The sequence below is a fragment of the Dysgonomonadaceae bacterium zrk40 genome (assembly GCA_016916535.1).
Classification (GTDB): domain Bacteria; phylum Bacteroidota; class Bacteroidia; order Bacteroidales; family Dysgonomonadaceae; genus Proteiniphilum.
This window is the reverse complement of record CP070276.1, coordinates 103,451-126,182: the sequence shown is the minus strand read 5'-3', so window position 1 is coordinate 126,182 and position 22,732 is coordinate 103,451. Positions and strand designations below refer to the sequence as shown.

Genomic DNA, 22,732 nt, shown 5'->3' with positions numbered 1-22,732 from the left:
TTTTTTATTTTGGAAGATTGTACTATCTTTGCCATCCGAAAAAAGAGAATCACATAAAACAGAGGATATAATGAAAAAAGAAATTCACCCTAACAATTACCGTCCGGTAGTTTTCAAGGATATGTCAAACGAAGAGATCTTCATCTCTCGTTCAACCATCAACGCAAAGGAAACTATTGAAATAGATGGCGTTACCTATCCGTTGGTGAAACTTGAAATCACCAGCGCATCGCATCCGTTCTACACCGGTAAGCAGAAACTGGTTGATACAGCAGGACGTGTCGACAAGTTCATGAACCGTTACGGAAACCGTAACAAGAAGAAGTAAAAATAGATTCTGGGAACGGAATTTGCACGGCGATCTGTTGAGACCGCCGTTTTTTTTGCCTATTTTTGCAACTGTGATTGTTGAAAAGAACAAACAGAGAAAGATGAAACAAGCAGTTACAACACTTTTTACCCGAAATAGAATCTTCATACCACTCTTTTCAGTTTGCCTGCTACTGATGAGCCAGTCGCTGAATGCACAGGTGCAGTTGAATGACAGTGCATCGGTTAGCCTGCTTACCGCCTCTCCCTGGAACGGGGCCCTCTATGCCCTGTTCGGTCATACTGCTATCAGGGTACAGGATGACTCTACCGGGATAGATGCAGTTTTCAACTATGGCTTTTTCGATTCCTCACAACCGGGATTCATCTATAATTTCGTGAGGGGTAGAACCGATTATATCCTTGGGATAACCTCTTTTGCTGATTTCCTCTATGAATACAACGCAAAGGGACAACAGGTGGTGGAACAACAACTGAACCTCTCACAGCAGGAGAAACAGCTGCTCTACAACGCCCTTTATGAGAATGCTCTCCCTGAGAACAGAGGATATCGCTACAATTACTTTTACGATAACTGTGCAACCCGTCCACGCGACATGGTTGAGAAATATATGGAGGGAGTGGTTCACTATCCCCCGACCAGGAAACCACAGTCTTATCGTGATCTGGTACATGAATCGCTGGTACACTATCCATGGTATAGTTTTGGCGTTGATCTTCTGATAGGTACGGAATCGGACAGTACCATTGGCGTGCGGGAAAAGATGTTCATTCCTTCCTATCTGATGGATTCCTTTGAAGAAGCAACCATCAGAAAGAACGATTCACTCACAATACCACTGGTAGCTCATTCTGAGGTGATCATCACACAGGACCATGTGCGCAACGGTGTCGCGAAGCAGAGCCTTTTTACGCCGCTTGTGACGGCACTCTTATTATTGCTCTTTACGCTGATAATCTCACTGATGCAAGTTTTCAAGATGCGCGGGAGTCGCTTTTCCAGGATCTATGATACCCTTCTCTTCGGTGTTGCCGGGTTGGGAGGAGTGATCATCTTTTTCCTGATGTACTTCTCTTCACATCCCGCTACGAACCCAAACTGGAACCTTGTGTGGCTGCATCCTGTTGCGCTGCTGGCCGCTCTTTTCTTTTGGGTGAAATCAGCCCGAAGGGGTGTTTATGTCTATCATTTTATTAACTTTGTACTCTTAACGCTGTTCTTGCTCTGTTGGTGGTTTATACCACAACAACTACCGGTGGCAACCATACCCTTTTCCATGAGTCTCTGGATTCGTTCGGCGACAAACCTCTTTGTGGTCAGGAGGCTGAAACTGAAAAGCAGACGTTTCACATCCAGCCGGGAGATGAAGGCAGCATGGGGGCAATAATATTATTCTGATGAGCGGTAACAATATGATTCGCATACTTTCTTCGTTGGTTGCATTTTTTGCTATTGCACCACTCGCTGCACAAACCCGTTCGGGAGAGGTGCCCAAGCTGGTGGTTGCCATCACTGTGGACCAATTGCGGGGTGACTATCTGGAGATGTTCCGCCACAGCTTTGACAACAAAGGGTTCAATAGGCTGATAAGCAATGGTCTTGTATATAGCAATATACGATACAACTACCCCAATCCCGACAGAGCTTCGGCCATCACTACACTTTTTACCGGAGCCTATCCCTCCTACCATGGCATTACAGGTGAAAAGAGGTATCAGTTAGAAACGGGACAGGAAATCTCCTCCTTTTCCGACGACCGTTACCTGGGTAACTACACTACCGAGAAGCTCTCACCCCGACCCATAAGGGTCTCCACCCTCGCTGATGAGCTCAAAATAGCCTCGGGGGGACAATCAGATGTTTACGCTTTTGCTCCCTACGCCTCACAAGCGTTCGCTTCGGGTGGACATGCAGCCAGCGGTGCCTACTGGATTGAGGAAAGCAAAGGCAAGTGGGCCACCAGCACCTTCTACAAAAACAAACAGCCGGCAGTGGACCAACAAAACCGTAGTGACGAGTCACTCACCTACACCATTGGCAGCATTACATGGCGTCCCTCGCGGGAGATAGAGAGCTACGATGCTTTTCCTTATACAAAGAACAGATACCGTTTTCAGCATTACTTTGGTAACGACAAAAAGGATAGCTACGAGCTTTTCAAGCAGTCACCCTACGTGAACAGTGAGGTGAATAACATGGCGATCAAGGTGCTGGAGAGTAGCCAGCTGGGGAAACGGATGAATCCCGACTTTCTGGCGGTCACTTTCTACGCCGGTAATTATGAAAAAGCGCTCGACAAGAACTACTCAGTAGAGATACAGGATACCTACTACCGTCTCGACCAGGAGATCGGTCGATTGTTGGATGCCATTGAAGCAACTGTTGGCTTGAAACATACCCTTGTCTACCTGGTCTCCACCGGTTATTTCAATGAACAGGAAATCATTCCCGAGGGGATGCTGCCTGCAGGTGGCGATTTTCATCCCGACAGGAGTCAGGCACTCCTCAACATGTACCTGATGGCACTCTACGGTCATGAGCAGTGGATCAAAAAGTATCACGGCCGTCATATCTTCTTCGATCGCAAGTTGGTGGAAGACCACAAGATTGATTTTGCTGACTTTCAGGAGAAAGCGGCAGCCTTTCTGGTACAGTCGGCCGGCATTCAGCAGGTAATCACTGCGAACCAAATGACACAGGCAGGTCACAATGAACAGACCCTTTTTCTGCGAAACGGTTATTACCCCGGGATCTCAGGAGACCTGATGCTGGAACTTAAACCCGGCTGGAGGGTTGTTGAACCCGGATCGGATCTGCAGGTGCGTGAGCGTAGCAATGCTGTCATTGCTCCTGTCATCTTTTTCGGCAACGACATTAAACCACAGAAGATCAATCGTACCATTGATGCTACTGCGATAGCACCCTCGGTCTCCTATCGCCTGCGTATACGTGCACCCAACGCTGCCGCCGGCATGATACTTGAAGAACTCTATTAAGATATTACATCACACTTATAAGATAATAGGAGAACTGACTCTTCCCAATCTATTGGCGGTGAACAGGTCAGCTACACAATAAACAAAATTTGAATTATGGGATTGAACGATATCATATCGAAGATATTCGGAAACAAGGCACAACGAGACCTGAAAGAGGTGAACCCGTACGTGAAAAGGGTTCAGGAAGCCTATACCGATATCGCAAAGCTCTCGAACGATGAGTTGCGAAACAGAACAAAGGAGATAGAAAAGCGCATAAAGGATTATGTCGCCAATGAGCAGGCGGAGATCGAACGGTTGAAAACCGGTATGGAGGAAATAGACTTGGATCAGCGGGAGTCTATTTGGAACCAGATTGATAAGCTTGAGAAGGAGATTACAGACAAATATGAAAAGATCCTTGAAGAGGTGCTGCCGGAAGCATTCTCCATCATGAAGGATACGGCACGCCGATTTTCGGAGAACAGCGAGATTGTGGTGACAGCTACAGATTTTGACCGTGACCTTTCTGCCACACACGATTTCGTGCGCATAGAGGGCGACAAAGCCATCTATCAGAACCATTGGATTACGGGGGGCAATGAAATCACCTGGGACATGGTACACTATGATGTACAGCTCTTCGGGGGGGTGGTACTCCACAAGGGCAAGATAGCCGAGATGGCTACCGGTGAAGGTAAGACATTGGTGGCCACACTGCCAGTCTTCCTCAACGCGTTGACCCACCAGGGGGTACATTTGGTAACGGTGAATGATTATCTCTCCAAGCGTGACTCGGAGTGGATGGGGCCAATGTACATGTTCCATGGACTTTCGGTGGATTGTATTGACAAGCATGAACCCAACTCTGATGCCCGCCGCAAGGCCTACGAAGCCGACATCACCTTCGGCACCAACAATGAGTTCGGTTTCGACTACCTGCGTGACAACATGGCGGTATCGCCGAAAGACCTAGTGCAGCGAAAACACAATTATGCCATCGTGGATGAGGTGGATTCGGTGCTGATCGATGACGCCCGTACGCCTCTTATCATCTCCGGTCCGGTGCCAAAGGGAGATGACCAACTCTATGACCAGTTTCGTCCCCGCGTGGAAGTGATCGTGAAGGCACAGCGGGAATTGGCCACGCATCTTCTTGCGGAAGCAAAGCAGAAGATGGGGTCCGACGATCCCAAGGTGCAAGAGGAGGGAGCCTTGCAACTGTTCCGTTCCTATAAGGCGATGCCGAAGAACAAACCGTTGATCAAGTTCCTCAGCGAACAGGGGGTGAAGGCAGCAATGCTTAAGATTGAAGCATTCTACATGCAGGAGCAAATGCGTAACATGCACGTCGTCACCGACCCGCTCTACTTCGTGAACGATGAGAAAATGAACAGCATCGAGCTCACCGATAAAGGAATCGACCTGCTTACCGGCAAGTCGGATGACCCTCACTTCTTCATACTGCCCGACATTGCCTCACAGTTGTCGGAGCTTGAGAACTCATCGCAAACAGACGAAGAGAAAGCGACCAAAAAAGATGAGTTGCTGCAGAACTATGCCATCAAGTCGGAACGTGTGCATACCGTCAATCAGTTGCTCAAAGCCTACACGCTTTTTGAGCGTGACGATGAGTATGTGGTGATTGACAACAAGGTGAAGATTGTAGATGAACAGACCGGCCGCGTCATGGAGGGTCGACGCTATTCCGACGGGCTGCACCAGGCCATTGAGGCGAAGGAGCATGTGAAGGTGGAAGCGGCCACCCAGACCTTTGCCACCATCACCCTGCAGAACTACTTCCGCATGTACAGCAAGCTGGCCGGTATGACAGGTACGGCCGAGACCGAAGCAGGTGAGTTGTGGGATATCTATAAACTCGACGTGGTGGTGATTCCCACCAACAGACCGATTGTACGTGACGACCAGAACGATCGCATCTACAAGACCAAACGGGAAAAATATACCGCGGTGATTGAAGAGATTGAAAAGCTAATCAATGGGGGGCGCCCTGTGTTGGTGGGTACCACTTCGGTTGAGATCTCTGAACTGCTGAGCCGCATGCTCACGCTGCGCAAAATAAATCACAACGTACTGAATGCCAAACTTCACCAGCGGGAAGCCGAGATTGTGGCAAATGCCGGGCAGAGTGGGGTAGTGACTATTGCCACCAACATGGCCGGTCGTGGTACCGACATCAAGCTATCACCCGATGTGAAGAAGGCTGGTGGTCTCGCCATCATTGGTACAGAGCGTCATGAATCACGCCGTGTGGACCGCCAGCTGCGTGGTCGTGCCGGCCGTCAGGGTGACCCCGGCTCATCGGTCTTCTTTGTATCGCTTGAAGATGACCTGATGCGTCTCTTTGCGACTGAACGGATTGCAGGACTGATGGACCGGATGGGATTCCAGGAGGGTGATGTACTGGAACACAATATGTTAAGCAAGTCTGTTGAGCGTGCGCAGAAGAAGGTGGAAGAGAATAACTTCGGCATCCGTAAACGACTGTTGGAGTACGACGACGTGATGAACTCACAGCGAGAGCTGATTTACAAACGTCGTCGCCACGCACTGATGGGTGAGCGGATCGAGAACGACGTGGCCAACATGATTACCGATACGGTAAAAAACATTGTGGAGCTCAACGAGGATGATTATCAATCGATGAAACTTGATCTCCTGCGTGTGATGGCCCTCGACATCCCCTTCAAAGAGGAAGAGACAAAAGGAATGAAGGAGAGCGAGATGATGGACGTGGTCACACGCAAGGCATTTGAGACCTTCAAGCGCAAAACCGAGCGACTGGCCGAGGTTGCCAACCCGGTGATAAAACAGGTCTACGAAAACCAGGGAGCAATGTACCAGAACATACTGATTCCCATCACCGACGGCAAGAAGGTTTACAATGTCTCCTGCAACCTTAAAGAGGCTTATGAGTCCGGCTCGAAAGCGTTGGTGAAAGCGTTTGAGAAAACGATTCTGCTGCATACCATCGACGAGGACTGGAAAGAGCACCTTCGTGAGATGGATGAGCTGCGTCACTCGGTGCAGAACGCCAGCTACGAACAGAAAGACCCGTTGTTGATCTACAAGCTGGAGTCGTTCAATCTCTTCCGCACCATGGTAAGCGACATCAACTCGAAGGCGGTGTCGGTGCTGATGAGGGGGCAGATACCGATCCAGGATCCTGCTCACGTAAAGCAGGCTGCTCCGGAACAGAAGACCGATTACAGCAAGTACCGCACCCAGAAAGATGAGAGCGGTAACATGGCAGCTTCCGGTGAGGGAGGAGGTGCTACCCCACAGCCACGGCAGCCACAAAAGCTGGCACCTGTGCGGGTGGAGAAGAAGGTGGGCAGGAATGAACCCTGTCCCTGTGGTAGTGGCAAGAAATACAAAAATTGTCACGGCAAAGAGTGAGAAGAAAACAGTAACAATTAAAAAAACAGGGGGCAATAAACTCCCTGTTTTTTTTGTTAATAGCGGGAAAAGTTGTATCTTAGTCTATTGAAACGGGGACTGTTTGTAGAAATCAGAACCGTTTGATATTAAACTACATACACTTTTTTAAAAAAGAGAAAAATCACGTTTTTTCATATGATGGATCAGGAAGACAGAATCATCAAGATCAATATCGAAGATGAAATGAAATCGTCATACATCGATTACTCGATGTCTGTGATTGTTTCACGCGCCTTGCCCGACGTGCGCGACGGGTTCAAACCGGTACACCGACGCATCCTTTTCGGGATGTCGGAGTTGGGGAACACCCCCGATAAACCACACAAGAAATCCGCCAGGATTGTGGGTGAGGTGCTGGGTAAGTACCATCCCCATGGTGACTCGTCAGTATACAATGCGATGGTGCGTCTTGCACAGGTGTGGAGCATGCGATATACACTGGTAGATGGTCAGGGAAATATGGGGAGTGTTGATGGTGACAGCCCCGCCGCCATGCGTTATACGGAGGCACGCCTGAATAGGCTGGCAGAAGAGATGCTGCGTGACATAGACAAGGAGACTGTAGACTTTCAGCTCAACTTCGATGACACGCTGCTGGAACCCTCCGTGTTGCCAACCCGTATTCCCAACCTGCTGATCAACGGCTCTTCCGGAATTGCGGTGGGTATGGCTACCAACATTGCCCCACACAACCTGACAGAATGCATCAACGGCATAATCGCCTACATCGACGACCGGGAGATCGATATCAAAGGATTGATGGAACACATCAAGGCACCCGATTTCCCCACCGGATCCTTTATTTATGGATATAAAGGTGTGGAAGAGGCATTTGAAACCGGAAGGGGTCGCATCGTGATGCGTGGTCGTGCCGAGATTGAGTCAGGAAAGACCCACGACAAGATCATCATCACCGAGATACCTTACCTGGTCAACAAGGCGGATATGATCAAACATATTGCGGACCTGGTGTCAGATAAAAAAATTGAAGGCATCTCCAACATCAACGATGAGAGCGACCGGGACGGGATGCGCATCGTGGTGGATATCAAACGGGATGGGAACGCCAACGTGGTGCTCAACAAGCTCTATAAGCTCACGGCGCTACAATCCTCTTTCAGCGTGAACAACATCGCACTGGTGAAGGGCCGGCCTGAATTGCTGACCCTTAAGCGAATGATCGAGCTTTTCGTGGAGCACCGCATCGACGTGGTGATTCGACGCACCCGCTATGAATTACGCAAAGCCGAAGAACGGGCCCACATCCTAGAGGGGCTGATCATTGCCTCCGACAACATCGACGAGGTGATTGCCATCATTCGTAGCTCATCAACACCGCAGGAGGCAATTCAGCGGTTAATGGAGCGATTCGAGTTGAGTGACATCCAATCGCGCGCCATCGTGGAGATGCGTCTGCGGCAATTAACCGGTCTGGAACAGGACAAATTGCGCGCCGAGTATGAGGAGATACAGAAGCTGATTGCTCACCTCAATGAGATTCTCAACAATGAGGAACTACGCATGGAGGTGATTAAGGATGAGTTGATCGAAATTCGCAATAAATATGGGGATGTACGCCGTTCGGAGATCATCTTCGCCTCGGAAGAGATGAATCCTGAAGATTTCTATGCCGACGATGAGATGGTAATCACCATATCTCACCTGGGGTACATCAAACGGACACCATTGGTCAATTTCCACACCCAGAACAGGGGAGGGGTAGGGGCGAGAGGTTCCGACACCCGTGAGGAGGACTTCGTGGAGTATATCTATCCTGCCACCACACACAACTACATGCTCTTCTTTACGCAAAAGGGTAAATGTTACTGGCTGCGCGTCTACGAAATACCCGAAGGCACAAAGAATTCGAAGGGCAGGGCCATTCAGAATCTACTGAACATTGATCCGGATGATGCAGTCACTGCTTTTGTCAGGGTTGAAACGCTGAGCGATCAGGAGTACATCAACTCCCATTATCTGCTCTTCTGTACCCGTCAGGGGGTAATCAAGAAGACCTCACTTGAGGCCTACTCACGTCCGCGGCAAAACGGAGTGAACGGCATCACCATCCGCGAGGATGACCAGGTAATTTCAGTGCGTCTAACCGATGGGAAGAAGCATGTGATACTGGCAAACAAGAACGGTAGAGCCATCCGGTTTGAAGAGGAAGCAGTTCGTCCGATGGGTCGAACAGCCACCGGTGTCAGGGGTATGACGCTCGACGAAGATGGACAGGATGAGGTGATCGGTATGATCTGTATGGATCCAGGCAGTGAAAACACCATCCTGGTTGTTTCAGAACAGGGTTACGGAAAACGTACTTTTCTCGACGATGAGAGTGGTGAACCGGTATACCGTATCACCAACCGTGGCGGCAAGGGCGTGAAGACGCTGAATGTCACCGATAAGACCGGCAAACTGGTTGCCATTAAGAGTGTATCGGATGAGAACGATTTAATGATTATTAACAAGTCAGGCATCACCATTCGCCTGAATATTTCCGATATTCGCACCATGGGGCGTGCCACGCAAGGGGTACGACTCATCAATTTGGAAAAGCGAAGTGATCAGATTGCATCGGTTTGCAAGGTGAATAGGATGGAAGAAGAATCGGTTGAGGATGATGCTGTTGTTGAGAATATTTCTGATGATCCGATGATACCGGAACCGGAAGAATGACACAACTGATTAAACTTTTTGCTTTTTTTCAGTCAAAAAACGTACAACAGAAAAAGTGACAATCAATTGCAACAATCACACATATAAAAATTGAACAACATGAGAAAGATCCTATTCCTTACTATGATGGCTGTTCTGACCAGCGGAAGCATCTTTGCACAGAAATCGGCATTGAAGGATGCCAAAAGAGCATTGGGCCGTGATGATCTGCATGAAGCCAGAACAATGATCAAACAGGCTGCCGAACATCCTGAAACTGCAACCGATCCTGAAACCTGGAAGATTTGGGGGGATATCGGGAACAAGGCATTCGACCTCCAACGCACCAATGCCATGCTTGGCAAAAGTGCAAACGACAAAGTGATGTACGACGGATTGATGGAGTCTTACGCTCCTTATGTGAAGGCTGACTCACTGGCTGAGTTACCAGACGCAAAGGGGAGGGTGAAAAACAGAGTACGGAAAGATATTAGTGGTATCCTTCGTGCCAATCATCCCTTCTACATTAACGGTGGTGTTTATTACAACGACCAGGGTGACTATAAAAAAGCAACCGACTTCTTCGAGGTATACTGGAATATTCCCAGTTTGCCGATGTTTGAAGGAGAGAAGGATGCTTTCGTGCTCGACAGCACGTTCCAGACCATCAAATATTATGCCATCATCACCGCCATTCAGGGTGAAGATCACAAGCGTGCACTTGCCATGCTGCAACGCGCTGCCAAAGAACCTTTCATTGAAAACAGCGCCTACAAGGAAAGCGACATCTATGAATTGATGGCCAGTGAATATATTCAATTGGGAGACTCTGCCAAGTTCCTCGAGATCCTTTACGATGGAGCGGAAAAATTCCCCTCCAGCAACTATTTCCTCCCTAATTTGGTGAATGTTTTCATCCGCGAAGGGAACACTGAAAAAGCGATGCAATATCTGGATAAAGCAATTGAGAACACTCCGCAAAACAGTTGCGACCTGAACAGCGTGAAGGGAGCTCTCCTGGCTGAACAAGGTAACTACGATGCAGCCGAAGCAGAATACAGGAAAGCATTGGCCCAGGATCCCAACTGTGAAAGGGCTCTCGAAGCCATCGCGGTAAACTTTATCCTCCAGGCTCAGGATTTGAAAGAAAAAACAGCCATGATGAGCGACAGACAGCAGCAGATGGAAAACGACAAAAAAACAGTCGAACTTTATCAGAAAGCGTTACCTTCGCTCGAAAAATTTGCGGAGTTGCTTAAAGGACGTGAAGCGCCTGCACATGACATCGAATCGGCGCTGCTGAAACTGAGAAATGTCTATTACAATCTTAGCAGCATGGGGGTAGACAAATCGAAAGAAATGGAAGAAGTGGAAAAGGAGCTGAATCTCTGATTGCTTCACCAATACCAGTAATTAGATAAAAAAGAGTGACTTTTTACCGAGTCACTCTTTTTTTATTTATAACACGTTAGGAGTATTGAAATATGAAGGAGGGGATACTTGAGACAGATATTCCAGTTTTATATTAAACATAATTGTTATTATAGGTATATAATCTCACTTTATAATAGCTCCATAAAATGCATTGAAGCTCTCACAGCAACGCTATATTTATTATCTTTGCACAAACATAAGAAAGAAGCATCTGATGAGCAATCAACGTTACGATCAGCGTGGTGTATCCGCCTCCAAGGAAGATGTCCACAACGCGATCAAAAATATCGACAAAGGACTTTTTCCGAAAGCATTCTGCAAAATAGTACCCGATTATCTGGGAAATGATCCAGATTACTGCAACATCATGCATGCCGATGGAGCCGGCACCAAATCTTCACTGGCTTACATCTATTGGCGTGAAACAGGTGATCTGTCAGTCTGGAAAGGAATTGCGCAAGATGCACTGATCATGAATGTGGATGACCTGCTCTGTGTGGGGGCCACTGACAACATCCTGTTGTCATCTACCATTGGGCGCAACAAAAAACTGATTCCCGGTGAGGTAATAGCAGCCATCATCAACGCTACCAACGAGTTATGCGAAGAGCTCGCCTCTCTGGGAGTTCATATCTATCCTACTGGGGGTGAAACGGCAGATGTGGGAGACCTGGTGCGCACCATCATCGTGGACAGCACCGTGAGCTGCCGCATGAAACGTTCGGACGTTATCGACAATGCCAACATTCAGGCAGGTGACGTGATTGTTGGACTCTCCTCTTCGGGACAAGCCACCTACGAGAATTCCTACAACGGCGGTATGGGTAGTAACGGTCTCACATCCGCCCGTCACGATCTTTTTGCCAATTATCTGGCTCAGAAATATCCGGAGAGTTATGACAGTTCCATTCCTGCTGATTTAGTCTACTCAGGAGGCATGCATCTAACCGATAAGATTGAAGGACTCGGCATCGATGCAGGAAAACTGGTACTCTCCCCCACCCGCACCTACGCCCCAGTTATATCACATATAATCAATCAATTAAAAGGTAATATCCACGGAATGGTACACTGTTCCGGTGGTGCCCAGACAAAGATTCTTCATTTCCTGGGTGAAGGACTTAAGGTTTTGAAAAACAATTTATTCCCGATTCCTCCCCTCTTTGAATTGATACAACAACACTCCGGAACCAGTTGGAAAGAGATGTACAAGGTGTTCAACATGGGACACAGGATGGAGATCTACCTGCCGGAAGCATACGTACAACAGGTGATCGATATCTCCCGTTCCTTCGCGATCGATGCTCAGGTCGTTGGACGTGTAGAATCATCGGAGAAAAGAGAACTGGTGATAGAAAGTGAAAAGGGACGCTTTGTCTACTGAGAAGTCATCCCCCAAGAGTTAGATACAAACAGATATGTCAGAACATTCTTTGCTAGACAAGCTGCAACACCTGGTAGCCCGATTCGAAGAGGTCTCCACCCTGATCACCGACCCCTCGGTGATTGCCGATATGAACCGCTTCGTGAAACTCAACAAGGAGTACAGCGACCTGCAGAAAATCGTGGAGGTGCGCAACCGCTACAAGACGGCGCTTGCCGGTATAGAGGAGGCACGTCAGATTCTTGACAGTGAGTCGGACAGCGACCTGCGACAGATGGCCAATGAAGAGTTGTCTGCCAACACGGAGATGCTTCCGGCACTGGAGGAACAGATCAAACTGCTTCTGATACCGGCTGACCCCGAAGATGCCAAGAACGTGATCATGGAGATCCGTGGCGGTACAGGTGGAGATGAGGCAGCCATCTTCGCCGGTGACCTATTCAAGATGTACAGCAAATATTGTGAAAGCAAAGGTTGGAAAACTGAGGTGACCAGTCTCACAGAGGGTACTTCCGGAGGCTTCAAGGAAATCATCTTCACCGTCACCGGCAGCGATGTGTACGGCACTCTCAAGTATGAATCGGGTGTGCACCGCGTGCAGCGGGTACCCCAGACAGAAACACAGGGGCGGGTACATACCTCGGCAGCCACCGTTGCGGTGCTGCCCGAAGCGGAGGAATTCGACCTGGAGCTCAATCCCGCCGACATCGATTTCCACACCGCACGCTCCAGTGGTGCAGGCGGTCAGAACGTCAACAAAGTGGAGACAAAGGTACAGCTTACCCACAGGCCCAGCGGCATTGTGGTAGTCTGTCAGCAAGCCCGCTCACAACTCCAGAACAGAGAGCTAGCCATGCAGATGCTGCGTGCGAAGCTCTATGACATCGAGCTCTCTAAACGACAGGGAGACATCGCTTCGCGTCGCAAAACGATGGTCTCCACGGGCGACCGCTCAGCGAAGATCCGCACCTACAATTATCCGCAGGGACGCATCACCGACCACCGCATCAACTACACCCTCTACAACCTCTCCGCCTTCATGGAGGGCGATATCCAGGGGGTGATAGACCAACTGATGATCAGTGAGAATGCAGAAAGAATGAAAGAGGCCAATCTCTGAATATAATGCGTACGATTCATGAATCAAAAATTATGGTTTACAGTGTTGCTGTGGATGACGATTGTTGTTGCCACAGCACAAGTGGCGATGCGCACCCCCACTCTTCGTTTTTCTGCATCGGGAGGGGTAGGAGTTCTCTTTGCTGAAAGCGGCTCTGAGATTGAGGGAGTGATCACCACCGCCAAGACTGATCAGCTCTACCAGTCACTTCGACGTGCCAAAAATTTGAATGGTGACATCCATTACCTGATAAAGGATCAGTATGGAATAGGCATCAAGTACATCTTCCACCACACATCGGGTGAAGCCGCAGAGGTGGTGGTCGATCCGGGAGATGAGATTCATTTTATCGTGACCGATTTGCGCGAGAGCGATTATCTCAACTTCGTCGGTCTCTCCATTGGTGGTTACTCCGCTGTAGGAAAAAGAAAGAGGATCGGTCTAACCTCCTCCCTGAGTGCCGGCTATGCCTTTCTGCGCAGTGAGCTCTCCATGATCGGGCAGCAGCTGCTGATCACCGGTGGCAATTTTGCGATGAACGTTGAGATTGGCACCGATTACCGGTTCCATCCCAACCTGGGGCTGGGGGTCACCCTCGGCACTTTCAGCGGCACCTTCCGGAAGGTGAAGATCACCGATGGCACCCACACCCGTGAACAGAAGCTGGACAAGGATGAGCAATACAATGCCTCCAACATCCATCTTACCGTCGGATTGCGTTACTATATCCAATGATGATGCCATGAAACAGACCATCTCCATCCTATTGATTCTTTCACTGCTGACCCTTTTCACGGCCTGTGACGACTCTTTCCTGGAAGAGAACAGTAAGGGAACAGACTCCTATATCCTCGATGGCACCCTCTTCGTGTATCCCACCCCGCAATTTACCGAGGTGACCCTCACCCTTGCCGACCTGGACGTCAACCGATACAAGGTGAGCCATTATAAAGTGGGACAGTACCCACGCATCCTTCACTTCGCATCGCTGCACGGGGAGATCGATGGATCGGGAAAGCTCACCTTCGACATCAAGGTGGATCCCTTTGAATCCACTGTTCGTCTCGAACCGCTGGATCTTGGCACGATCGTACTGGAGATCGACGGATTCGGACTTCTCTCCATCCCTGTGATGCATTACAATCCCGGCATCCCGCATGCAGCACTCACTCCGCAACTGATCGACCTCGACTCAGTGAGCATCGGGAAGGATTTCACACTCACCAACCAGGCCGACGGCTATCTCTTTTACCGCCTCATTGCCAAACCTGATTGGATCAGACTTTCGCAACAGTCGGTTTATGAAGACTCATTCCAACCGGATAGTACCCGCGTACTGCCTCCATTCAGCCAGACATCTTTCAGCATCATCCCCGACAGGGAACAGCTACCTGCGGGAACGCATGAAGGTGAGATCATCCTGGAGACGAATGACCCGGATAATCCCAGGTTGCTGATCACGGTTAAGGTTGTGGTCCGTTCGTTTAAAAACCCGGACTCCATGATCCCGCTCGATGGAAAGGTGATCGATGCCGAATTTGACAAGCTGACCAATTGCGCCATACTCATCACCCAGACCCCGGCACAGTTAATCACATACCAGCTGGATCGGAAAGAGAAACAGGTGATCAGCCTGGAGAGAAATCCAAGTTCAATACAACTCTCTTCAGATAATCAGTTGATACTGGTGGGGATGAACGACCGTATAGAGAGCTTTCAACTCTCCACCCTGCAGCGACAGGAGAGCTTTGTCACCGATTTCATCGTCACCGATATCACCGATGGTGAAAACGGGCGCTACTATTTCTCCGATACAAACAATGAGCTCTACTCTGTGGAGAGAAAGACAGCAGAAGTGATCAACCACTCTGCCGGTTTATGGCAGAACAGGTTTGAAGGTGATGTGCTACTGAAATTAAAAGGCAAACCAACATTGCTGCTCTCCAGGAAAGCAACCTCCCCCAACGGGGTCTATTTGGTCGATATTGCTAATCCCGCTATGCCCAGGCTTCTCAGCTACTGGCATACCGGGTTCGGGGCCAGGTACTGGACCTCAGAAGATCAGCAGCTGCTCTTTAGCACCAACGACGGGAAGGTCTATCATACTCCGGATGAATCAACCGGAGAAGAGATCAGGGAGTCCGGTAAATTGATTCCCTATGACAGCGGGTACGAATATTTTTATTACTTTAGCTCTTTCGATCATAACAAGGAGCGCTCAGTGATATGGGGTGCTTACGCATCGCTCGTATCGCTGGGTCGTAATATCGTGGTAGCGTTCGACGACCGCAACTACAACCGCCAGCGCACCATCACATTGAACGACTACGTCTTCAACGTGACTGGCAAAGCAGAATACTATAAAACCATGGCCCATTACCTCTTTACCTCCAACAACGGAAACCAACTCCTGTTGGTGAAGAACATCGATAGCCATGACCTGCCTACCGATGCCTGGCACCTGGAATTAGTAAACATAACCAACAAATGATAAATGAACCGCCAACAACTTTTTGATCAGATAGAAAAGAAACAATCGTTTCTTTGCGTGGGACTTGACAGTGACATCAACAAGATACCGGAGCACCTGCTGGAGAGCGATGATCCGCTCTACGCCTTCAACAAGGCAATCGTGGATGCCACCGCCCCCTATTGCGTGGCCTACAAGCCCAACGTGGCTTTTTATGAAAGCCAGGGGGTGCAGGGTTGGCTCGCGCTGGAGAAGACGGTGGCTTACATCAGGCAACGTTACCCGCAGCAGTTCATCATTGCCGATGCCAAGCGCGGCGATATCGGCAACACCAGCGAGATGTATGCCCGCACCTTCTTCGACCGGATGAAGGTGGATGCCGTCACCGTAGCCCCTTACATGGGTGAGGACAGTGTCAAGCCCTTCCTGATTTATCCTCAACGATGGGTGATCCTGCTGGCACTCACCAGCAACAAGGGCTCACTCGATTTCCAGCTGACGGAGGACCGTGTAGGGAAACCGCTCTTTGAGAAGGTGCTCTCCCGCTCACAAGAATGGGCTTCATCCGATCAGATGATGTACGTGGTGGGTGCCACACAGGGCAAGCTGTTTGAAGAGGTGCGTAAGATTGTGCCCGACCATTTCCTGCTGGTCCCCGGTGTGGGGGCGCAGGGTGGTTCACTGGAAGAGGTGTGTCGTTACGGCATGAACCAACAGTGCGGTCTTTTGGTGAACTCATCCCGAAACATCATCTATGCCGGCAACGATGAGGATTTTGCATCTGCAGCCGCCAACGAGTCAAGAAAGTTGCAACAAGAGATGCAATTGATGTTGGAGAAATATTTGGGTTGATTCAACAATTTATTGCTACTTTATACCTCCGTTTCGTAGGGAGATAGTCCATATCTGGTTCTAATCTGGTTCTAATCTCGTTCTAATATGGTTCTAATATGGTTCTAATATGGTTCTAATAGATTAGGCGCTGATTAGAGTCAGTTACGATTCAATTAAAGCGAAAATAAGAAGCATAACACCCCCGGTATCATGTCCCTGAAGCGAAAAATCATCAACGACCCGGTTTTCGGATTCATCAGTATCCCGAACGACTTTGTCTATGAGTTGATATGCCATCCTAACCTGCAGCGGTTAAACCGTATTCGTCAGTTGGGGTTGGCGCCCTTCGTCTATCCGGGGGCACAGCATACCCGTTTCCACCACTCCATCGGAGCGATGTACCTTATGGATGAGGCACTGAAGACTCTCCGAGAGAAAGGACACTCCATCACGGAAGAGGAGTACAATGGGGCGCTGGCGGCCATCTTGCTGCACGACATCGGCCATGGACCCTTCTCCCATGTTTTGGAACACGCCCTGGTTACCACCGTGCATCATGAAGCAATCTCACTGTTGATGATGGAGCAGATGAACCGGGAGTTGCAGGGTGCACTTCAGACCGCCATTGAAATCTTCACCGACCGCCATCCCAAGGGATACTTGCACCAACTGGTGAGCGGTCAGCTTGATGTGGACCGGCTCGACTACCTGCGGCGCGATAGCTTTTTTACGGGTGTGAGCGAGGGCAACATCGGTTCGGCTCGTATCATTAAGATGCTCAACCTGAAGGATGATCGGCTGGTGGTGGAATCGAAAGGGATCTACTCAATTGAGAACTTCCTGATGTCGCGACGCTTGATGTACTGGCAGGTATATTTACACAAGACCGCCGTGGCGGCGGAAAAAATGTTGATCAACACGTTGCGCCGTGCACGCCAGCTCTCCACTGAGGGGGAACAGCTGTTTGCTTCTCCCGCCCTCTCCTACTTCCTGCGGAATGATCCAACCCTCGATGACTTTAAAGGTGAAGACGAGGCATTGCTCCGTTTCATGGAACTCGACGACAATGACATCTGGACGGCACTCAAAGTGTGGAGTACCCATCATGACACCGTCCTGTCGGTGTTGAGCGAAGCGATGGTTAACCGCCGCCTGTTCAAGATTGAGATCTCTGAACAGCCTTATGGCGAAGAGCGAGCAGAAAAACTGATAAAAATATATGCTGAAAAGTACCGTATTTCACCAAAGGAAGCTGCCAGTTTCATCTCTTCTGACAAACTCTCCACCGATATGTACAGTGAGAAAGATGACAGCATCGATATTCTCTACAAGGATGGCACAGTAAAAGATATCTCCCGCGCTTCGGATATGCTCAATATTGAACTACTCTCAAAGAAGGTGGTGAAGCACTATTTTGCCTATCTGCGCGGTTAGTTCGCGGACGATTAATTCTGTCTTATTTCATCCTCATCCGCTACGGGTGGGGAATCATCGAGGGCAGTAGGCACAAAAAACCAGACCACCACCATGCCGATCACCCCCATGGAGAGGATCACAATTCGGATGGGAATGATTTGAATGACCACGAAGGAGGAAAAAAGCACCATCACTGTCATAAACAGCATGATCCCCAGCTTACCCCTGCGGGTAACCCCTTTACGACGTTGGAAATTCCTGATGCGGGGGCCCAGGATTCTGTTGTTCAGAAGCCAGTTGTAAAGTCGCTCCGAACTCTTGGCAAAGAGGAAGGCAGACAAGAGTGCCAGTGGAGTCACCGGCAGCCCCGGCACGGCGATGCCCAGGATGGCCAGTGCCAGTGCCAGGATTCCCCCTGTAAGGTAAAGGCCACGCCGTATCCTGTTCTTCTCAATTTCCAGCTTAACCTTTTTCTCGGGAATGGTTGCTACTGCCTCCTGCGGTGGCGCAACCTTTTCCTTTATTTCGTTTCTGTTCATTGTCTTCAATCTCTCTGGTGCCGACTCAAAAAATGAGAGCCTGCAAGGGTGCAAAGATAACCAAATTCCCAAAACAGGCAAACAGGATCAGAGATTACCCCCTCAATAGCTTGATCTTACTTGTTATTTTTTTTGGACTTCTTTGGAAATCCATTATCTTTGTAGAAATTGTTAAGGTTATTGAACTGTAAACTTCTATTAAACATATGAATCCTACAGAAGGAAAGAAAAAGAAGATCCGGTTGCTTTTTGTTTGTCTGGGAAACATCTGCCGTTCACCTGCAGCAGAAGGAATCATGATGGGTCTCGTAGAGAAAAATGGTCTTCAGGATCTGATTGAAGTCGATTCTGCCGGCACCTCTGGATGGCACGAGGGGGAATTACCCGACGAACGCATGCGATTTCACGGTGAGAAAAGAGGGTATGACATCTGCAGCCGTTCAAGAAAACTCACGAAAAAGGATCTCTTCACCTTCGATTACATACTAGTGATGGATGAAAACAACTACAGCACAGTGCGGGCCATGGCGTCTAACAGCGAGGAAGCCGAGAAGATACATCTGATGACCGATTATCTGGTGCAATTCCGCAAGCTACATGACCATATTCCCGATCCCTATTACGGTGATGCTACAGGCTTCGAACTGGTACTCGATTTGTTGGAAGATGCCTGCGAGGGATTGCTGCTCACCATCAAAAAGGAACATATCCTGATATAAAATAAAAAGGGGCTGATCATTCATGATTCAGCCCCTTTTTTTATGATGTGTAAACCTGACTGTTTCGATTAGTAGGTCATCCGTACTTCCAACTTGCCGGCATCTTCAATCATCTGAGTCACCTGGCTCAGTGATGGCAAACGGCGCACAAGTTCTTTCTCTTCGTTAATCTCCTGAATTTTGGCATAGAGATTTTCAGCATTGCGGGTGCGCAACTCCTTGACAGTATCTACTCCGGCAGCTTCAAGCAGTTCCGAAAATTGGGGTCCGATACCATTGATGCGGAATAAATCGGCGTGATTGGTCCACTTCAAGATCAATTTCTCATCGATACCTGTATCTTTTGCCAACTCTGTACGCCCTTTCTTGGCAGCACATTTCTCGAGTAACTGGCTAACCTTGTTGATGCCGGCTCCTTTTAATTTTTCACCATACACGGGACCAATCCCTTCAATCTCTTCAATTTTGTAATCCATATCAAAAAATGTTTAGGTTAATTGAACAATAACTTTGACAATATACCAAATATAATCATTCTAAAGAAACAATCATAGAGAGCAGAAGTCAATTGCAAACGTGTGGGGAAAAATTCCCTTTTTCATCTTCTCCGTAAGGAAGAACCGTTTGTGCCTGATCTGTTGGTCAAACCACGTAGAGAGAACTGATCGACTCATTGTTGCAGACGCGCATGATGGAGTCGGCAAACATGTCAGCCACAGAGAGAATCTTCACTTTTTCCGATTTTTTGGAATAGGGAATGCTGTCCGTGAAGATAATCTCTTTCAATTTGGAATGGTCAACCCTGGTGGAAGCCGGATCGGACATCACGGCATGACTGGCAATGGCCCTTACCGAATTGGCACCATGTTCCATGATCAGGTCGGCAGCCTTGGTGATGGTACCCGCCGTATCTACAATGTCATCGATGAGCAAAACGTCCATTCCCTTCACATCACCGATGATCTGCATATCGGAGATCTCATTAGCCTTTTTACGTAGCTTATAGCAAATCACCATGGGACATCCCAGGAACTTGGAATAAGCACTGGCCCGTTTGGTGCCTCCCACGTCGGGAGTAGCGATCACCATGTTTGCCAGGTCGAGTTGCTTCACATACTCCACGAAAACGCCCGAGGCATAGAGGTGGTCAACCGGGACGTTGAAGAAACCCTGGATCTGATCGGCATGTAAATCCATCGTGATCAACCGGTTGATACCGGCAGCGGCCAGCATATCGGCAATCAGTTTCGCGCCGATACTGACGCGTGGTTTGTCTTTACGATCCTGCCGGGCCCATCCGAAGTAGGGGATCACTGCAACAATCGACTTTGCTGATGCTCGTTTTGCGGCATCAATCATCAACAACAACTCCATCAGGTTGTCGGAATTGGGAAATGTAGATTGAATGAGAAACACCTGCTTGCCTCTGATCGATTCCTCATAGGATACGGCAAACTCACCGTCGGCGAAGTGTTCAATAATCATGTTACCCAGGGGGCACCCCAGGCTATTGCACACCTTCTCGGCAAAATAACGTGATTTTGTTCCCGAAAAGATTTTAAATGGTCTTTCCTGCATGCTCTGTTGTTTTCAAATTAGGTTCTGATCGCTTAGTGTGATCCTACTACCGGTGATGTTTGAATGATAAGACAAAAGTACAAAAACAAACAACAATAAAGGAATAAATCACAAAAAAGTGATGCGGTATATTTCCCCGCTGTAGCCATTTATCTGAACATGATAAGGAAACCCTTGCGTGAAGAGTAACGTCTCTCCTTTCTCTTCCAACAAAGGTGTCAACGTTCCTTCATCGCTCGCTTTTATTCCGAAAAAGGAGTAGGCATGTTGTGGAATATGCAGGGTGCATTCTCTTGGCTTTTGGTCGAAGTTGGTCACCACCAGCATCAATTCACTCTCATTTCCACGTAGAAAGGCAAACAACTTGGTGGAGTCGAAATCCTGATTCTCATAATTGGACGGCATCAGGTCGTAAAAGAGGCCTGCAGAGAACGCCTCCTCCTTGTTGCAAAGAGTGATGAGCCGTCGGTAGAAGTCTTGCAATTCACGCTCTTTTGGCGTTAACAGCTGACTGTTCCACTGTCCGTTGTTGTTCCACCGCCGCAATGTGTCGGGCGACCAATAGTCGAAAATGGTAGTGCGTCCGTTCACTCCGCTGAATCCTTCATGGTCCATCCCTCTCTCGCCCAGCTCCTGGCCGTTGTAAACCATCACCGGGTTCCTGTTGATTGCTGCGGTGACAATCATCGCAGCCTTACCTTTGTAAGCCTCTTTCAGGAAATAATCGGATGCCAGTCGCTGTTCATCGTGGTTCTCCAGGAAGGTGAGCATTCTATGCTGAATGTCACCCACGTTGTTCAGGGCAAAGGTAATGTCTGACGAAGGTCTGTAGCCACAGGAGACCTCGCGCAGGACATCATAAAGGCCCACCTTGTCGTATAGGTAGTCGAAAAGATTTTCACCCAGGAAATCACGATATGCAGACGGGTTGTATATTTCAGCCAGGAAGATGATGTGGGGATAATGCTCCTTCACCTGCGGAATGACCCACTGCCAGAATGAGAGGGGTACCATCTCTGCCATATCACAACGGAAGCCATCCACATTCTTCGATGCCCAGTAAAGGAGGATATCCCTCATCTTAAGCCATGTATCGGGCAGTGGATCAAAATAAGCCTGTTTCCCGTTGAGATAATCTACCCCGTAGTTGAGCTTTATCGTCTCATACCAGTCGTAGATAGTTGGCATATGGGTGAAGCAATCGTTACCGGTGGCACGTGCAGGCGATTCACGAAAATTGAAATCGGCTTTTTTTTCCGAGGGTAGCTGTATCCTCAGCGACTCTCCGGGGAGGTAATAAAAATTATTTTGGGGTGAGAAAGCAACTGAATCATCGTCATCTTCACCAAAATCTTTGACACCGGAGGGCCTTGCGACCGAGCAATAGTTGCGTGCCACATGGTTGGGAATGAAGTCGATGATCACCTTCAACCCTGCTTCGTGGGTACGATCAACCAGTGCTTCAAACTCCTCCATCCGTCGGGATACATCTATTGCAAGGTCAGGATCCACATCATAGTAGTCTCTTATGGCGTAAGGAGAACCGGCCTTGCCTTTTATGATCTCGGGGTATTGCTTCGGAATGCCATAAGCTGTATAATCTGTTGCCGATGCATGTGCCGGTACCCCAATGTACCAGATATGCGTGTAACCATCATTTCTGAAGCGGCTTAGAAGGGATTGACTGATATCGTTAAATTTGCCACAACCATTTTCATCCAGAGAGCCGTTGTATCGGTTTGTGCCGTTTCTATTGCTAAACAGACGGGGCATCATTTGGTAAATGAACAGCTTTTCTCTCATTTCATA

At 48.8% G+C, this 22,732-nt stretch carries 17 protein-coding genes; 13 read left to right on the top strand and 4 right to left on the bottom strand.

Annotation, left to right across the window (positions count from 1 at the left end; genetic code table 11):
- Positions 1 to 70: 70 nt before the first annotated feature.
- The 12 genes from JS578_00560 (at position 71) to JS578_00505 (ending at position 18,105) form a co-directional block, all read left to right on the top strand.
- Positions 71 to 328: a type B 50S ribosomal protein L31 gene (locus JS578_00560; GenBank protein QRX63794.1), complete on the top strand. Its 258-nt coding sequence runs from the start codon at positions 71 to 73 to the stop codon at positions 326 to 328.
- Positions 329 to 431: 103 nt separating this feature from the next.
- Positions 432 to 1,718 carry a DUF4105 domain-containing protein gene (locus tag JS578_00555; GenBank protein ID QRX63793.1) on the top strand — a complete coding sequence of 429 codons (1,287 nt, stop codon included), beginning with the start codon at positions 432 to 434 and terminating at the stop codon, positions 1,716 to 1,718.
- 25 nt (positions 1,719 to 1,743) lie between these two features.
- A complete protein-coding gene (locus JS578_00550) occupies positions 1,744 to 3,327 on the top strand; it encodes an alkaline phosphatase family protein (GenBank protein ID QRX63792.1) in 1,584 nt (527 codons plus the stop codon).
- 96 nt (positions 3,328 to 3,423) lie between these two features.
- Positions 3,424 to 6,729 (top strand): preprotein translocase subunit SecA, encoded by a 3,306-nt coding sequence (gene secA, locus JS578_00545; GenBank protein QRX63791.1) that lies wholly within the window; start codon positions 3,424 to 3,426, stop codon positions 6,727 to 6,729.
- 177 nt (positions 6,730 to 6,906) lie between these two features.
- On the top strand, positions 6,907 to 9,450 hold the full coding sequence (gene gyrA, locus JS578_00540; GenBank protein QRX63790.1) for a DNA gyrase subunit A: 2,544 nt from the start codon (positions 6,907 to 6,909) through the stop codon (positions 9,448 to 9,450).
- 123 nt (positions 9,451 to 9,573) lie between these two features.
- Positions 9,574 to 10,821 (top strand): tetratricopeptide repeat protein, encoded by a 1,248-nt coding sequence (locus JS578_00535; protein ID QRX64871.1) that lies wholly within the window; start codon positions 9,574 to 9,576, stop codon positions 10,819 to 10,821.
- 256 nt (positions 10,822 to 11,077) lie between these two features.
- On the top strand, positions 11,078 to 12,247 hold the full coding sequence (locus JS578_00530) for a phosphoribosylformylglycinamidine cyclo-ligase (protein QRX63789.1): 1,170 nt from the start codon (positions 11,078 to 11,080) through the stop codon (positions 12,245 to 12,247).
- A gap of 34 nt (positions 12,248 to 12,281) precedes the next feature.
- Entirely contained in the window at positions 12,282 to 13,367 is a 1,086-nt protein-coding gene (gene prfA / locus JS578_00525; GenBank protein QRX63788.1) for a peptide chain release factor 1, read from the top strand.
- Positions 13,368 to 13,385: 18 nt separating this feature from the next.
- The gene (locus JS578_00520; protein QRX63787.1) at positions 13,386 to 14,102 is read left to right on the top strand and encodes a hypothetical protein; all 717 of its coding nucleotides are present in this window, start codon (positions 13,386 to 13,388) and stop codon (positions 14,100 to 14,102) included.
- A gap of 7 nt (positions 14,103 to 14,109) precedes the next feature.
- Entirely contained in the window at positions 14,110 to 15,858 is a 1,749-nt protein-coding gene (locus tag JS578_00515) for a hypothetical protein (GenBank protein QRX63786.1), read from the top strand.
- Positions 15,859 to 15,861: 3 nt separating this feature from the next.
- Complete coding sequence (gene pyrF, locus JS578_00510) at positions 15,862 to 16,689, top strand: orotidine-5'-phosphate decarboxylase (protein ID QRX63785.1); 828 nt, start codon at positions 15,862 to 15,864, stop codon at positions 16,687 to 16,689.
- A gap of 192 nt (positions 16,690 to 16,881) precedes the next feature.
- Positions 16,882 to 18,105 (top strand): HD domain-containing protein, encoded by a 1,224-nt coding sequence (locus tag JS578_00505; protein ID QRX63784.1) that lies wholly within the window; start codon positions 16,882 to 16,884, stop codon positions 18,103 to 18,105.
- Positions 18,106 to 18,116: 11 nt separating this feature from the next.
- On the opposite strand, the gene JS578_00500 is transcribed toward JS578_00505, so the two are convergent.
- A complete protein-coding gene (locus tag JS578_00500) occupies positions 18,117 to 18,626 on the bottom strand; it encodes a YbaN family protein (GenBank protein ID QRX63783.1) in 510 nt (169 codons plus the stop codon).
- A gap of 206 nt (positions 18,627 to 18,832) precedes the next feature.
- On the opposite strand from JS578_00500, the gene JS578_00495 reads away from it, so the two are divergent.
- A complete protein-coding gene (locus JS578_00495) occupies positions 18,833 to 19,345 on the top strand; it encodes a low molecular weight phosphotyrosine protein phosphatase (GenBank protein QRX63782.1) in 513 nt (170 codons plus the stop codon).
- 68 nt (positions 19,346 to 19,413) lie between these two features.
- Here the strand turns inward: JS578_00495 and JS578_00490 are convergent, their stop codons facing one another.
- The 3 genes from JS578_00490 to JS578_00480 all read right to left on the bottom strand — a co-directional run bounded on the left by JS578_00490 (position 19,414) and on the right by JS578_00480 (position 22,726).
- On the bottom strand, positions 19,414 to 19,821 hold the full coding sequence (locus JS578_00490) for a DUF4332 domain-containing protein (GenBank protein ID QRX63781.1): 408 nt from the start codon (positions 19,819 to 19,821) through the stop codon (positions 19,414 to 19,416).
- A 166-nt stretch (positions 19,822 to 19,987) separates the two neighbouring features.
- A complete protein-coding gene (locus tag JS578_00485) occupies positions 19,988 to 20,923 on the bottom strand; it encodes a ribose-phosphate pyrophosphokinase (protein ID QRX63780.1) in 936 nt (311 codons plus the stop codon).
- 108 nt (positions 20,924 to 21,031) lie between these two features.
- Positions 21,032 to 22,726, bottom strand: a complete 1,695-nt coding sequence (locus JS578_00480) for an alpha-amylase family protein (GenBank protein QRX63779.1) — start codon at positions 22,724 to 22,726, stop codon at positions 21,032 to 21,034.
- Between the last annotated feature and the right edge of the window lie 6 nt (positions 22,727 to 22,732).